The organism is Streptomyces sp. NPDC058401 (assembly GCF_042722885.1).
Lineage (GTDB): Bacteria > Actinomycetota > Actinomycetes > Streptomycetales > Streptomycetaceae > Streptomyces.
Map to the genome: position 1 here is coordinate 1 of NZ_JBHXKA010000080.1, position 13,932 is coordinate 13,932.

The following is a 13,932-nucleotide window of genomic DNA, read 5'->3' on the forward strand; positions in this document are numbered from 1 at the left end:
CCCAAAGGTCAGCGCGTGGCCGACAGCCGCGACATGGAGGTCAATTCCAGGGTCGGGCTCTCCGCCAGGGGCGTGATCTATGTGCTGGGGCGGGGGCCTCGGTCCGCCCGCCCCCCGTCCCGCCCCGGCGCGCCCGCTCCGGCCCCGCCCGGGGCCGGAATGCGGCCCGTCCGGCCCGACACAGCGCCGGGCGGCGAAGGCTCGGATAGGGTGAATCGGTAGGAATCGGGCCCCCTGGGGTGAGGTCGGCGCATTGGACACGTACCAGGAGACGAGCGAGGTACCGGACCAGCCGGTGGCTGCTGTCGGGTACGCGGGCGTGTTGACCGAGCTGCTGCCGATCGCCCTGTGGCGCGAGGACGCCGACGGGCGCGTCGTCGAATGGTCGCTGGCCGCCCAGGACCTGCTAGGCCACCGCCCCGAGGACATCCTCGGCCGGCCGGGCTCCGACGTCCTCGTCCCCGACGCCAACCACGAGCTCGCCGACCAGCTGACCCGCCGGGTCCAGGCCGGGGAGACGGTCGTCGGCACCCTGCCCGTGCGCCACCGCGACGGGCACCAGGTCCCGATGGAGATGTGGATCCTGCCCTCCCCCGATCCGCAGGGGCGCACCGGTTCCATGCTGATCGCGGTGGAGACCTCCGAGGTCCTGGGGATGCGCGATTCGCTCGCCGCGCTGCAGAGCCTGTTCACCCAGTCGCCGATCGGCCTCGGCACCCTCGGCCCCGACCTGCGCTTCCTGCGCGTCAACGACGCCCTCGCCCGGATGAACGGCGTGTCCGCCGCCGAGCACATCGGCAAACGGCTCACCGAGGTCGTACCCGGGGTCAATGCCGCGGCGCTCGAACGGCTCATGCGCAAGGTGCTGGAGTGCGGCTCCGCCGTCGTGGACGTCCGCCGCACCGGCCGCACCCCCGCCGACCCCGACCACGACCGGACCTGGTCCTGCTCCTACGCCCCGCTGCTGGACGGCTCCGGGCGCCGGCTCGGCCTGATCGCCTCCCTCATCGACATCACCGACGGGCAGCGCGCCCAGGCGGAGGCGGAGCGGGCCCGCAGCCGGTTCGCCCTGCTCTCCGAGGCCGGTACCCGCATCGGCACCACGCTCGACCTGGAGCAGACGGCCCAGGAGATCGTGGAGGTGCTGGTACCGCAGCTCGCGGACTCGGCCGACGTACAGCTCCTGGAGGCGGTACTGGATCCGGACGAGGCCGGCGCGTCCACCCGGGGCGTGCTGCGCCGCCTCGCCGCCCTCTTCCCGGACCCGGCCGCCCCGACCGCCAAACTGGTCGCCGGGCAGACCTTCCAGATCCCGGCGCACACCGCCTACGAGCTGGTGATCACCGAGGGCCAGGCCATGAACCTCTTCACGGCCGACATCCCGGCCCTGATCAGGGATCCGCGCGCGGCCGCGCTGCGCGCCTACCTCGCCACCCTGGGCTGCGCCCGGATGGTCCCGCTGGTGGCCCGCGGCCGGGTGCTCGGGGTGGTGGTGGTGACCCGGCTGCGCGGGCGCGAGGCCTTCGACCACGAGGACTGCGTGCTGATCGACGAGGTGGTCGCCCGGGCGGCCCTGAACATCGACAACGCCCGGATGTACACCACCCAGCGCGCGGCGGCCCTGACGCTGCAGCGCAGCCTCACCAACAACGCGCTGCCCGAGGTCGCCGGGCTGGAGCTGACCGGCCGCTACCTGCCGGCCAGCGACCACGACGTCGGCGGGGACTGGTTCGACGTGATCGCGCTGCCGGACGGCCGGACCGGCATGGTGATCGGCGACGTGATGGGCCACGGCATCCACGCGGCCGCGGTCATGGGCCAGCTGCGCACCGCGGTACGGACCCTGGCGCGGCACCAGGTCTCCCCGGAGGAGATGCTCCGCTCGCTGGACGCGGTGGTGGCCGACCTCGGCGAGGACGAGATGGCCACCTGCGTGTACGCCGTCCACGACCCGGTGACGGGCGCCTGCGTCATCGCCCGGGCCGGCCACCCGCCGCCGGCCGTGGTCACGGCCGGCGGAGCCGTGACCTTCCTGGACGGCCCGCCGGGAACCCCCCTCGGCACGGGCGGCCGGGAGTTCCGCACGCAGGAGGTCCGGCTCGATCCGGGCAGCCTGCTCGTGCTCTACACGGACGGGCTCATCGAGTCCCGGGACCGGGACCTGGACGAGGGGATGGCCGGGCTCGCGGGCGCCCTGAGGGGCGCGGGGGAGCCGCTGGAGGCCCTGTGCGACACGATCCTGGAGCGCCTGCTCCCGGAGGCCCCGCAGGACGACGTGGCGGTGCTGCTGGCCCGGATGCTCCCAACGCACTAGCGCAATAACAGTTTGTAGCTAGTGCAGTCACGGGTTACTTTCTCTCCCATGTCTGCCAAGTCGCCGTCCCCCGTCATCCTCACAGGCCGCCACGTCCGCCTGGAGCCCCTGACCCGGAGCCACCTCCCCGACCTGTACGAGGCCGGCGGCCGCGACGAGGAGGTCTGGCGCTGGCAGGGAGGCCCCGCCCCGCAGTCGCAGGAGGAGCTGGGCGCCCGGCTGGACGCGGTGCTCGCGGGCGACTACCTCCCCTTCGCCGTCATCCACCTCGAGAGCGGCAAGGCCGTCGGCTGGACCACGTACCTCGACATCAGCCCGGACAACGAACGCCTGGAGATCGGCTGGACCTGGTACGGGCGCGCGTACTGGCGCAGCGCCGTCAACACCGAGTCCAAGCTGCTCCTGCTCACCCACGCCTTCGAAGGCCTGGGCATGGGCCGGGTCCAGCTCAAGACGGACCACCTCAACACCCGCTCCCAGGCGGCGATCGCCCGCCTCGGGGCGCAGCGCGAAGGCGTCCTGCGCCGCCACCGCCGCCGCCCGGACGGCACCTGGCGCGACAGCGTGTACTTCTCCCTGCTGGCCGACGAATGGCCGCAGGCCAAGGCCCGGCTGGCCGCCCGGCTCTGAGCCGCCGCCCCCGCCCGCTACCAGGCCAGGTCCTCCAGGGCCTCCAGGTCCACGACGGGCGGGGGCGGCGGCTCGGCCGCGCCCGTCAGGGGGAGCTCCGCCCAGATCACCTTGCCGCGGTCCGTGTAGCGGGTGCCCCAGCGCTCCGCGTACTGGGCGACCAGGAACAGGCCGCGCCCGCCCTCGTCGGTCGTGGCCGCGTACCGCAGGTGCGGAGAGGTGCTGCTGCCGTCGGAGATCTCGCAGATCAGGGTGCGGTCGCGGAGCAGCCGGACCCGGATCGGCGCGGTCCCGTAGCGGATGGCGTTGGTGATCAGCTCGCTGAGGATGAGCTCGGCGGTGAAGGTCACGTCCCCCAGGCCCCACGCGGTGAGCTGCGCGGAGCCCGCGCGGCGGACCCGGGACACGTCCGAGGGGTCCGGGAGCACCTCCCACTCCGCGATCTGCCCGGCCGGGAGCCGCCGGGTGTCGGCGACGAGCAGGGCGATGTCGTCGCTCGGCACCGGGAACAGCAGCGCGGCCAGCACGTCGGCGCAGGCCTGGTCGGGGCTGCGGTCCGGCCGCGACAGGGCCTCGGTCAGCAGCGCCAGGCCGGTGTCGAAGTCCCGGTCGCGGTCCTCCAGCAGCCCGTCGGTGAACAGCACGAGCCGGCTCGCCTCCGGCAGCTGCAGCTCCACGGCCTCGAAGGGCATCCCGCCGACGCCCAGCGGCAGCCCGATCGGCAGCTCGGGGTACTCGACCCGCCCGTCGGGCCCGACCAGGGCCGGGCCGGGGTGACCGGCGCTGGCCATGGCGCAGTGGCCGGACACCGGGTCGTACACCGCGTACAGGCAGGTGGCGCCGGTGACGCCCGCGGACTCGCCTTCCCCGAAACCTTCATCGGCCGCGAACTCGTCCTGGTCGATCCGGTCGATCAGCTCGTCGAGGTGGCCCAGCAGCTCGTCGGGCGGCATGTCGAGCGTGGAGAAGTTGTGCACCGCGGTCCGCAGCCGGCCCATGGTGGCGGCGGCGTGCACCCCGTGCCCCACCACGTCGCCGACGACGAGGGCGACCCGGGCCCCGGCGAGCGGGATCACGTCGAACCAGTCACCGCCCACCCCCGCCTTCGCGGGCAGGTACCGGAAGGCGACGTCCACGGCGCTCAGGTCCGGCAGCACCCGCGGCAGCAGGCTGCGCTGCAGGGTCACCGCCACCGCGTGCTCGCGCGTGAAGCGGCGGGCGTTGTCGATGGAGACCGCGGCCCGCGCCGCCAGCTCCTCGGCGAAGGACAGGTCCTCGTCGTCGAAGGGCTCGGGGGTGTCGGCCCGCCAGAAGTTGGCCATGCCGAGGACCACCCCGCGGGCCTGGAGCGGTACGGAGATCAGCGAGTGCAGCCCGTAGTCCAGGGCCACCCGGGTGCCGTCGTGGTCCTGGGCCCGCCAGCCGACGGCGGCCGTCAGATCGGCCGCGAGCACCCCCCTCCCGGAGTCCAGGGCCGCCGACATCGGCGCGGTCGCCACCACGAAGCGGATGACGTCGCCCACCGGCTGGAGCGGGGATTCGGCGCGGATCCCGCTGATGGCGGCCCGGCGCATCTCGGTGTGCGTGCCGCCGCCGGGCTCCTCGCCGCGCAGTACCGGCTCCAGCAGCTCGACGGTGACGAAGTCCGCGAACCGCGGGACCGCGACCTCGGAGAGCTCCTCGGCGGTGCGCACCACGTCCAGGGTGGTCCCGATGCGCACCCCGGCGTCGTAGAGCAGCTGGAGCCGGTCGCGGGCCACCGCGGCCCGGCCGGAGAGCGCGGCGAGCTCGGTGGAGTCGCGCAGGGTGGTCACGGTGCCGGACGGGCGGCCCCCGTAGGGCGTGGTGGGGCGTACGTTCACGGCGAGGAGCCGGTCGCCGGCCCGGTGGACCTCGTCGGTGGCGGACCGCCCGGAGGCCAGCAGCGCGGCCGTGGGCGGATCGAGGCCGAGCTCGCCCACGTGCCGCAGCTCGGCGTCGGCGGGCAGGTCGAGGAGGCGGCGGGCCTCGTCGTTGGCGAGCAGCAGCCGGCCTTCGGCGTCGATGATCAGGACGCCCTCGCGGACGGCGTGCAGAACCGCTTCGTGGTGTTCGTTCATCCGGGTCATCTCGGCCTCGCCGAGGCCCCGGGTCTGGCGCCGCAGCCGTCGGCTGACGAGGGCCGCGCCGCCGGTGCCGAGGAGCAGGGCGCCGGTGGCGGCGCCGAGGAGCAGGGGCAGCTGGCCCTCGACCCCGTCGCCGACGTTCCCGACCTCGATGCCGGTGGCGACCAGGCCGACCACCGCGCCCGCGGAGTCCCGTACGGGGACCACGGCGCGGACCACGTCGCTCGGCTTCCCCTCGAAGGTCTCGGTGAAGGCCTGTCCGGCGGCGGCCCGGGAGAGGTCACCGGTGGCTCGCTGGCCGATCAGCTCGGGGCGGGAGTCGGTGTACCGGATCCCGTCGGTGGTCATGACGGCGATGAAATCGACGCCCGAGGCCCGGCGGGCGTCCTCGGCCAGCGGCTGGAGCACGGCGGTGGGGTCGGCGGACTCCAGGGCCGCCGGGAGGCCGGGGGCGTGCGCGAAGGCCTCGGCGGCGGCGAGGGAGCGGTTGCGGGCGTCGCGCTGGCTGTCGTAGCGGGCCTGGAAGAACAGGGCCGTGGCGGCTGCCGTGATCAGCACCAGTACGAGGACGGCCTGGAGGGCGAAGACCTGGCCGGCGACGCTGCGGGCGCCGAGCGAGAGGTGGGAGAGCAGCCGGGAGAAGGGGCGGGCGAGGCGGTGTGCGAGGCGGCGCACGCGACTGCGGCCGGGGGCGTCCCCGGGCCCGGTTCCGGGTACGTCCCCGGGCCCGGAACCGGGTGGGGACCCGTCCTCGGGCGGGGGCCTGTCCCCGGGCGCTCCCTCAGAGCCCCTGGGTAGGCCAAAACGTCCGGTCATGAGCCATTTCTAACACTGTCGGCGTGGTTTGGGGGAGGCCCCGGGGGCCCCGGGGCGGTGGCGGCCGCGCGGTACGCGCGGGGACTCGTGCCCACGTACGAGGTGAAGTGCTGGCGGAAGGTGACCTCGCTGGCGAATCCGGCCCGCCGGGCCACCTCGGTGACCGGATGATCCGTGCGCTCCAGCAGTTTGCGGGCTTCGTCCAGACGGTGACCCAGCAGCCATTTGTGCGGGGTGGTGCCGGTCGCCGCGGCGAAGTGCCGGGCGAAGGACCGCGGCGACATCCCGGCCCACCGGGCCAGGGTGGCCACGTCCAGCGCCTCGTGCAGCCGCCCGAGCGCCCGCTCCCGTACGAGGGCCAGCGCCTCGGCGGTCCGGTCGGCGACCGGGGTCGGGCGGTCCAGGTACTGGGCGTGCTCGCCGGTGCGGAAGGGCCCGGTCACCATCGCGCGGGCAATGGTGGCGGCCGCCTCGGAGCCGTGGGCCTCGCGGACCAGGTGCAGGCAGAGGTCGATTCCGGAGGCGACCCCGGCGGAGGTCCACAGCCCGTCGTCCCCGACGTAGAGCGGGGCCTCCTCGACGCGCACGGCCGGGTACCGCCCGGCCAGGGCCGGGGCCAGCGACCAGTGGGTCACGGCCCGGCGGCCCGCCAGCAGCCCGGCCTCGGCGAGGATGAAGGCACCGGCGCACAGGGCGGCCACCGGGATGCCCCGGGCGTGGGCGTCCCGCAGGGCGGCGAGGACCGGCTCGGGCGTCGGATCGCAGGGCCGGTCCAGCGCGGGGACCACGACGAGGTCGGAGCGGGCGAGCCAGTCGAGCCCGCGGTCCGGGGTCAGGGTCAGCCCTCCGGGGAGCGGGATCGGGCCGGTCTCCAGGGCGCACCGGCGCAGCTCGAAGGGCGGTACCCCGCGGTGGCCGCGGTCATGCCCCCAGACCTCGGTGATGACGGCCAGGTCGAAAGCGCGGATGCCGGGCTGAACGACGATCGCAACGCGGTGCATGGCGTGAGTCTGCCACGGAGGCCCCGCCCAAGGGGAGGGCCGAGCCCCCTGCGGAATCCACCGGGAGGCCTCCGACCTGCGGCGGAGCAGGGCTTCGGGCCTCATCGGGCCCGGTCCTGCCAGGGTGGCAGGATCCCATCGGTTCGCGGGCCCGGTGGTGCTGTTGCGCGGAAGCGGAGCCGCCGAGGATGAGGGCATGACGAACGAGACCGAGACCGCGACCACGACCGCCACCGAAACCCTTGTGGAGATCGCTGCGAACAGCGCCCTGCTGATCATCGACGTCCAACAGGGCTTCGACGACGCCGAGTTCTGGGGGCCGCGCAACAACCCGGCCGCCGAGGGGAACATCGCCGCGCTGATGGACGCCTGGCAGGAGACCGGCCGCCCGCTCGTGCTCGTGCAGCACGCCTCCCGCACCCCCGGCTCCGTCCTCGCGCCGGACCGGCCCGGCTACGCCCTCAAGGAGTTCGTCGCCGAGCGGGCAGGCCGGGCCGCGCTGCACATCACCAAGTCCGTGAACTCCTCCTTCTACGGCACCCCGGACCTCGCCGACTGGCTCACCGCCCAGGGCGTCGGCCAGCTCGTCATCGCCGGGATCCAGACGAACATGTGCGTCGAGACCACCGCCCGGATGGCCGGGAACCTGGGCTACGAGGTCCTCGTGCCGCTCGATGCCACGCACACCTTCGACCTGGCCGCCGAAGCCGGCCCGGACGCGGCCCGGCTGACGGCCGACCAGCTCGCCACCGCCACCGCGGTCAACCTCCAGGGCGGCGGCTTCGCCCGCATCGTCACCACCGCGGAACTCGTGACCGCGGCCCGCACCCCCCGGCCCTGACCCGTCTCCGGGCGTCCCGCTGCGCGGGGCGGAGTCCCCTACCCGCCCTTCGCCCGTTCCCCGGGGGCCAGCCCCCGGACCCCCGCTCCTCACACGCCGGAGGGGCTGAATTTGGCTGACGCCCGGTATATCCAGCTTGAGGAGCGGGGTCTGGGGCGGAGCCCCGGGGAACGGGCGAAGGGCGGGTAGGGGACATCCCCCAGGCCCTGGCCCGCCAGGCCCCGGCCGCGCCGCAGGCCCCGTACACGCCGGCGGCCGGGACCCCCCGTCAGGGGATCCGGGCCGCCGGTGGTGAGGGCGGGCGCCGTCAGAGGACGTCGGCCGCGATGTTCTCCGCCACCCGCTCCAGCAGCGGCCCCGCGTTCGGGATGCTCACCGCCGGGTCGGGCTCCAGATCCGTCAGCGGGTAGGCCCGCTGGATGCCGGCGGCCTGGAGGGCCTCCTGCGAGAGCAGCAGGCGGCCGCAGACCGCGACGACGGGCTTGCCCGCCGCACGAGCCGCCGCCGCGACACCGGCCGGAGCCTTGCCGTGCAGGGTCTGCTCGTCCAGCGAACCCTCGCCGGTGATGACCAGCGTGGCCCGCTCCAGCGCCGGCGCGAAGCCGAGCACCTCGAGCATCAGCTCGATGCCGGGACGGAAGGAGGCGCCGAGCAGCAGCGCTCCGTAGCCGATGCCGCCCGCTCCGCCCGCGCCGGGCGAAACCGCCGCCTCGGCGGCCAGGGAGCCGATCGACTTCTCCAGGACCACCGCGAAGTGCGCGAGCGCCGCGTCGAGCGTCGCCACGTCCTCGGGCGACGCCCCCTTCTGCGGGCCGTAGACCGCCGGAGCGCCCTTCGGACCCGTCAGCGGGTTGTCCACGTCGCTCGCCAGGACGAAGTCGATCTCCTTGATGCGGGGGTCGACGCCGGACAGGTCGGCCGAGGCCAGACCGGCCAGCGCGCCGCCGCCCGGACCGACCGGTTCACCGTTCGCATCCAGGAACACCGCGCCCAGCGCGGCCAGCATGCCCGCGCCGCCGTCGGTGGTGGCGCTGCCGCCCACACCGAAGACGATCGAGCGCGCTCCCGCGTCGAGTGCGGCCTTCAGCAGTTCGCCGGAGCCGTAGGTGGTCGCCGTCAGCGGGGCGAAGACACCCGCCGGCAGCAGCTGGAGCCCGGAGGCCTCTGCCATCTCGACCACCGCGGTGCCCTCGCGCAGTGCGAAAGCGGCCGTGACCTGGTCACCGAGCGGTCCGGTGACCCGTACTTCCCGGCGTTCGAAACCGGCGGCCACGGCGGCCGCGACCGTACCGTCGCCGCCGTCCGCGACGGGGAGGGTCTCGATCTCCACGCCCGGTACGGCCTTGCGAAGGCCGGCCGTCACCCGCTCCGCGACCTGAACGGCCGTGAGCGAGCCCTTGAATTTGTCCGCGGCGATGAGCACGCGCGCGGTCTCAGTTACTGCTCCGTCCGTCACCTTGCTAATCCCTTGCTATCGAACAGTGCAGTCGCGCCACCCCTGAGCCTATCCGGAGGATCCTCCTATGCCCATGCGTGGCCTGGGCCACACGCGGCGCGGCATACCCCTAAATAGGGATATACGCCTGCATAGTGTGGCCGCATGAGCACGGATTCACTGGAACAGCCACGTCCGGATTCCCCAGGTGGAGGGTCCGCAGGTCCTGCCGACGGCCCTGACGGCACTCCCGACCGCACCGTCGTCACCATCGGAGTGATCTCCGTCCTGGCCGTGGTCGCCTGGGCGGCGCTCGGGAAGAGTTCCTTCGACTCGGCGTCGAGCACCGCCCTGGCCTGGGTGCTGAGCAACTTCGCGTGGCTCTTCGTGATCGCCGCCGATGTGTTCCTCGTCATGTGCGTCGTGCTCGCGATCAGCCGCTTCGGCCGGATCCGCCTCGGCAAGGACGATTCGGAGCCGGAGTTCACGAACCTCGCGTGGATCGCGATGATGTTCAGCGCCGGCATGGGCATCGGGCTCATGTTCTACGGCGTGGGCGAGCCGCTCACCCACTACCTGAATCCGCCCCCGGCCTCCGGCGCGGCCCCCGGCACCGGCGACTCCGCCCGCGCCGCGCTCGACTACTCCTTCTTCCACTGGACCCTCACCCCCTGGGCCATCTACGGCATCGCCGGCCTGGCCCTCGCCTACGCGACCTTCCGCAAGGGCCGCGGCAACCGCCTCAGCTCCGCCTTCGTCCCCCTCATGGGCGAGGAACGGGCCAACGGCTGGCCCGGCAAGGCCATCGACCTGCTCGCCGTCTTCGCGACCGTCTTCGGCACCGCCACCAGCCTCGGCCTCGGCGCCCTCCAGGTCGCCAAGGGGCTCAACCTCACGACGGGGATCGAGGACTCGACCACGGTCGAGCTGATCATCATCGGATCCCTGTCGGCCGCCTTCGTCCTGTCCGCCTTCTCCGGGCTGCACAAGGGCGTCAAATGGCTCAGCACGATCAACATCGTGCTCGCCGGGGCCCTGATGGCCTTCGTCTTCGTCCTCGGCCCGACCGTCTACATCCTCGACGTGATCCCGGCGAGCGTCGGCAGCTACCTGCACGAGCTGCTCCCGATGGCCACCCGCACCGGCGCCTTCACCGACAGCGAGTGGCTCGGCGCGTGGACGATCTTCTACTGGGCGTGGTGGCTCTCCTGGGCCCCCTTCGTCGGCACCTTCATCGCCCGCATCTCGCGCGGCCGCACCATCCGCGAGTTCCTCGTCGGCGTGCTCCTGGTGCCCAGCGGCGCCACCGTCGTCTGGTTCTGCGTCATGGGCGGCACCGCGATCCGCCTCGACTCCACCGGCGTCGCCGACATGGCCGCCAAGGCCAAGGAGGGCACCGAGGCCTCGCTCTTCGCGATGCTCGACGCGCTCCCGCTCGGCACCGTCACCTCGTGGATCGCCATGCTCCTGGTGATGACGTACTTCGTCACCAGCGCCGACTCCGCCTCCCTCGTCATGGGCTCGCTCACCAGCCGCGGCTCCCTGCACCCGCCGACCTGGCTCGTGGTCACCTGGGGCGTCCTGATGGCCTCCGTGGCCGCCGTGCTCCTCGTCGCGGGCGGCCTGAAGTCCCTCCAGACGGCCACCATCCTCGTCGCGCTGCCGTTCGTGGTCGTGATGCTGCTCCTGTGCTGGGCCCTGGTGAAGGAACTGCGCGAGGACCCGGGGGCGGGCCCCGTCCGCCACCACGCCCTCCACGGACTCCGGGACGCGGTCAAGGCCATGGTCGGCGACGCCATCACCGAACAGGGCCCGGCCCGCCACCCGCGCCTGCGCCGCGTGGTGGAGTCGAGGAACCGCGACCGCGAGGACGGCCCGCCGGGCGGAGCCGCCGGGGAGGAGTGATCCCCGGGCAGCCGGGGCGGCTGGGTAGGGTTGCGGCGTGACCACCACCGATGACTACGCCACCTACATCGCGAGCCTGCCCCGGGTGCTGGCCGGAGCGGCCGCGCTGTTCCGGGACGCCGAGGGCCGGGTGCTCCTCGTCGAGCCCAACTACCGGGAGGGCTGGGCCCTGCCGGGAGGCACCGTCGAGTCGGACACGGGGGAGTCCCCGCGCACGGCCGCCCGCCGGGAGAGCGCCGAGGAGATCGGCATCGACGTGCCGCTCGGCCGGCTGCTCGCCGTCGACTGGTCGACCGGCGAGGGCCGGCCCCCGCTCGTCGCGTACCTCTACGACGGCGGCGTGCTCGACGCGGCGCAACTCGCCTCCATCAAGCTCCAGGAGGAGGAGCTGCTCTCGTGGCGGCTGGTGGAGGAGGCCGAGCTGACGGGCCATCTGCTCGGTTCCCTGGGCCTGCGCACCGCGGAGGCGTGCCGGGTCCTGCGGACCGGCGAAGGCACCGTGGAGCTGGAGAACGGCCGCAGGCCGCAGGCCTCGTAGCCCGTCCCGCTCGTTATTCCGTGCCTACACCGAGCAGGACAGAATCCAGCAAATGATCACGATGTACGCCTGGCCCAGCACCGCCGACGGGCCCGACGCCCTGCCCATGGTCCACTTCACGACCGATCAGCAGGAGGGCGGCGAGGTCACCCCCGAAGGGGTGCCGGTCTGGATGTTCGACGCCGCGATCCGTGACGGCGGCTGGGCCCAGTTCACCGACTTCGAGGCCTGGTCCGTGCCGGCCGCGGGCTGGCAGGCCTTCTACCGCCGCGAGGACGACGTCCTCGCCGTCACCGGCCCCGGCGCCTGCGAGGGCTGGTACCAGGGCGGCCTCGGCGCGGACGCCGAGTGGGTGGGCGCGGCCGCCGCCCAGCAGAGCGTGGTCCTGCTCGCGGCCCCCGTCCAGCACCCGTCCCTGTACGGCTACGCGGTCGAAGCCGGCGCCGCCTTCGCGCTGCTGGTCCCGCTGGTGGTGATCTAGCCGTGGACCTCCTCCCCGCGGACCCGACGGTGCTCCACCCCGTTCCCGGGCAGCCGCGCGTGGTCCTGCTCAAGCCGCTGGTGACCTCCCCGCTGATCGAGGCGGGGGAGTACTCCTACTACGACGACCCGGACGATCCCACCGCCTTCGAGACCCGCAACGTGCTCTACCACTACGGGCCCGAGAAGCTGGTCATCGGGAAGTTCTGCGCCCTGGGCACCGGGGTCCGGTTCCTCATGAACGGCGCCAACCACCGGATGGACGGCCCCTCCACCTTCCCCTTCCCCATCATGGGCGGGTCCTGGGCCGGGCACGCCGACCTGCTCGCCGGGCTCCCCGGCCGGGGCGACACCGTCGTCGGCAACGACGTCTGGATCGGCTACGGGGCCATGGTCATGCCCGGGGTGCGCATCGGGCACGGCGCGATCGTCGCCGCCGGAGCCGTGGTCGTGGACGACGTCCCCGACTACGGGATCGTCGGCGGCAACCCGGCCACCCTCATCCGCACCCGCCACAGCGACCAGGAGATCGCCCGCCTGCTCGCCCTGGCCTGGTGGGACTGGCCCGCGGAGCACCTCACCCGGCACGTCCGCGCCCTCATGTCCGGCACGGTCGCGGACCTGGAGGCCATCGCACCGCAGGCCTGAGCCGGGGCCGGCCGCCCGGCCCCGAGGCCCGGTCGCGGCCCCGGCCTCGGAGAGGCCTTCACCACTGCCGGTGCACGGTGGCCTTCCGGCCGGTCACCAGGCTCGCCGGCGGAACGTCCTCGGCCACGACGGCGCCGGCGGCGATCACGGCATCACGGCCGATGCTGACGCCGGGCAGAATCGTGGCACCGGCACCGATCCACACGTTCTCCGCCACGTCGATGGGCGCGCCCGTCAGGTAGAGCCGGCGCTCCTCGGGGTCGACGGGGTGGCCGCTGGTGATGAACGTGACCTTCGGGCCGACCATGACCCGCTTGCCGAGCCGGATGCCGGCGTAATCCAGGAACGTGCAGTTCTGGTTGATGAACACCCGCTCCGCGAGGTCGAGGTGAAGGCCGTGGTCCGTGTAGAAGGGCGGATAGATCGTGACTCCCGGCGGCAGCGGCTTGCCGAGGATCTGTTCGAACAGCTCCGCCTTGCCGGCTTCGTCCTCGAAGGGCAGGACGTTCAGGCGGGAGGTGAGCCCGGTGACGCGCAGGACCCTGGCGGCCATGTCCTGGAACTCGGTGCTGTGGATGCGCATGAGACGGTCGCTGGGCATTCCGTGAACCCCTCGGGTGTACCGGCTGGAAAACCATCATCTGGAAAACCATCATCTGAGATCTGAGATCTGAAATCCGGAGATCTAGAGCTGCTCGGCCCCGGACTCGAAGGCCAGCAGGCGCACCTTGCGGTCGACGCCGCCGCCGTAGCCCGTCATGGAGCCGGACGCCCCGATGACGCGGTGGCACGGCACCACGATGCTGACCGGGTTCTTCCCGTTGGCCAGCCCCACCGCGCGCGAGGCGTTCGGCTTGCCGAGCTTCGCGGCCAGCTCCCCGTACGACCAGGTCTGCCCGTAGGGGATCCGTACGAGCTGCTCCCACACGCTGCGCTGGAACTCGGTGCCTTCCAGCCGCACCGGCAGGTCGAAATCGGTGAGCTCCCCGGCGAAGTACGCGGTCAGCTGCCGCACCACCTCCGGGAAGGGGGCCTCCTCCGCCGTGACGCGCTCCCCGAAGGCCTCCTCGGCCGGACGGTGGCGCTGCCCGGTCATGTAGAGCCCGCACAGGACCCCGTCGGCGGCGACGAGGGTCAGCGGCCCGTAGGGGCTGTCCACGACGGTGTGCTGCTTGGTGCTGCTGCTCATGATGCTCATGATGCTCGTACTCCTCGGAAG

At 73.3% G+C, this 13,932-nt stretch carries 12 protein-coding genes; 7 read left to right on the forward strand and 5 right to left on the reverse strand.

The genetic code is table 11. The features are described 5' to 3' along the window. Positions 1–253: 253 nt before the first annotated feature. Together ACFWNV_RS25990 and ACFWNV_RS25995 are read left to right on the forward strand one after the other, a co-directional pair. Entirely contained in the window at positions 254–2,314 is a 2,061-nt protein-coding gene (locus ACFWNV_RS25990) for a SpoIIE family protein phosphatase (protein WP_383951591.1), read from the forward strand. Positions 2,315–2,362: 48 nt separating this feature from the next. After that, positions 2,363–2,944 (forward strand): GNAT family N-acetyltransferase, encoded by a 582-nt coding sequence (locus tag ACFWNV_RS25995; protein WP_383951594.1) that lies wholly within the window; start codon positions 2,363–2,365, stop codon positions 2,942–2,944. 17 nt (positions 2,945–2,961) lie between these two features. Here the strand turns inward: ACFWNV_RS25995 and ACFWNV_RS26000 are convergent, their stop codons facing one another. Together ACFWNV_RS26000 and ACFWNV_RS26005 are read right to left on the reverse strand one after the other, a co-directional pair. Then, positions 2,962–5,865 (reverse strand): SpoIIE family protein phosphatase, encoded by a 2,904-nt coding sequence (locus ACFWNV_RS26000; RefSeq protein WP_383951596.1) that lies wholly within the window; start codon positions 5,863–5,865, stop codon positions 2,962–2,964. Next, positions 5,862–6,866, reverse strand: coding sequence for a GlxA family transcriptional regulator (locus ACFWNV_RS26005; RefSeq protein WP_383951599.1), 1,005 nt, complete (start codon positions 6,864–6,866; stop codon positions 5,862–5,864). Before ACFWNV_RS26005 ends, ACFWNV_RS26000 begins: the two co-directional genes overlap by 4 nt. 196 nt (positions 6,867–7,062) lie before the next feature. Here ACFWNV_RS26005 and ACFWNV_RS26010 point away from each other — a divergent pair, with 196 nt between their 5' ends. Beyond that, on the forward strand, positions 7,063–7,707 hold the full coding sequence (locus ACFWNV_RS26010) for a cysteine hydrolase family protein (RefSeq protein WP_383951602.1): 645 nt from the start codon (positions 7,063–7,065) through the stop codon (positions 7,705–7,707). Between the two features lie 307 nt (positions 7,708–8,014). Here ACFWNV_RS26010 and ACFWNV_RS26015 read toward each other — a convergent pair whose 3' ends face one another. Continuing rightward, a complete protein-coding gene (locus ACFWNV_RS26015; protein WP_383951605.1) occupies positions 8,015–9,163 on the reverse strand; it encodes a glycerate kinase in 1,149 nt (382 codons plus the stop codon). A 144-nt stretch (positions 9,164–9,307) separates the two neighbouring features. On the opposite strand from ACFWNV_RS26015, the gene ACFWNV_RS26020 reads away from it, so the two are divergent. The 4 genes from ACFWNV_RS26020 to ACFWNV_RS26035 are packed head-to-tail and all read left to right on the forward strand — an operon-like array spanning position 9,308 to position 12,713. Then, the gene (locus tag ACFWNV_RS26020) at positions 9,308–11,047 is read left to right on the forward strand and encodes a BCCT family transporter (protein WP_383951607.1); all 1,740 of its coding nucleotides are present in this window, start codon (positions 9,308–9,310) and stop codon (positions 11,045–11,047) included. A gap of 37 nt (positions 11,048–11,084) precedes the next feature. Beyond that, positions 11,085–11,585, forward strand: coding sequence for an NUDIX domain-containing protein (locus ACFWNV_RS26025; protein ID WP_383951610.1), 501 nt, complete (start codon positions 11,085–11,087; stop codon positions 11,583–11,585). A gap of 52 nt (positions 11,586–11,637) precedes the next feature. Continuing rightward, positions 11,638–12,066: a hypothetical protein gene (locus ACFWNV_RS26030; RefSeq protein WP_383951613.1), complete on the forward strand. Its 429-nt coding sequence runs from the start codon at positions 11,638–11,640 to the stop codon at positions 12,064–12,066. Between the two features lie 2 nt (positions 12,067–12,068). Then, positions 12,069–12,713 (forward strand): CatB-related O-acetyltransferase, encoded by a 645-nt coding sequence (locus ACFWNV_RS26035; protein ID WP_383951615.1) that lies wholly within the window; start codon positions 12,069–12,071, stop codon positions 12,711–12,713. A gap of 58 nt (positions 12,714–12,771) precedes the next feature. On the opposite strand, the gene ACFWNV_RS26040 is transcribed toward ACFWNV_RS26035, so the two are convergent. Beyond that, entirely contained in the window at positions 12,772–13,314 is a 543-nt protein-coding gene (locus ACFWNV_RS26040) for a DapH/DapD/GlmU-related protein (RefSeq protein WP_383951618.1), read from the reverse strand. An 84-nt stretch (positions 13,315–13,398) separates the two neighbouring features. Then, on the reverse strand, positions 13,399–13,902 hold the full coding sequence (locus ACFWNV_RS26045; protein ID WP_383951621.1) for a methylated-DNA--[protein]-cysteine S-methyltransferase: 504 nt from the start codon (positions 13,900–13,902) through the stop codon (positions 13,399–13,401). Between the last annotated feature and the right edge of the window lie 30 nt (positions 13,903–13,932).

Coding starts and splice junctions, on each gene's coding strand:
- ACFWNV_RS25995 (WP_383951594.1), top strand. CDS start 2,363: ATGTCTGCCAAGTCGCCGTCCCCCGTCATCCTCACAGGCCGCCACGTC.
- ACFWNV_RS26000 (WP_383951596.1), bottom strand. CDS start 5,865: ATGACCGGACGTTTTGGCCTACCCAGGGGCTCTGAGGGAGCGCCCGGG.
- ACFWNV_RS26005 (WP_383951599.1), bottom strand. CDS start 6,866: ATGCACCGCGTTGCGATCGTCGTTCAGCCCGGCATCCGCGCTTTCGAC.
- ACFWNV_RS26010 (WP_383951602.1), top strand. CDS start 7,063: ATGACGAACGAGACCGAGACCGCGACCACGACCGCCACCGAAACCCTT.
- ACFWNV_RS26020 (WP_383951607.1), top strand. CDS start 9,308: ATGAGCACGGATTCACTGGAACAGCCACGTCCGGATTCCCCAGGTGGA.
- ACFWNV_RS26030 (WP_383951613.1), top strand. CDS start 11,638: ATGATCACGATGTACGCCTGGCCCAGCACCGCCGACGGGCCCGACGCC.
- ACFWNV_RS26040 (WP_383951618.1), bottom strand. CDS start 13,314: ATGCCCAGCGACCGTCTCATGCGCATCCACAGCACCGAGTTCCAGGAC.
- ACFWNV_RS26045 (WP_383951621.1), bottom strand. CDS start 13,902: ATGAGCAGCAGCACCAAGCAGCACACCGTCGTGGACAGCCCCTACGGG.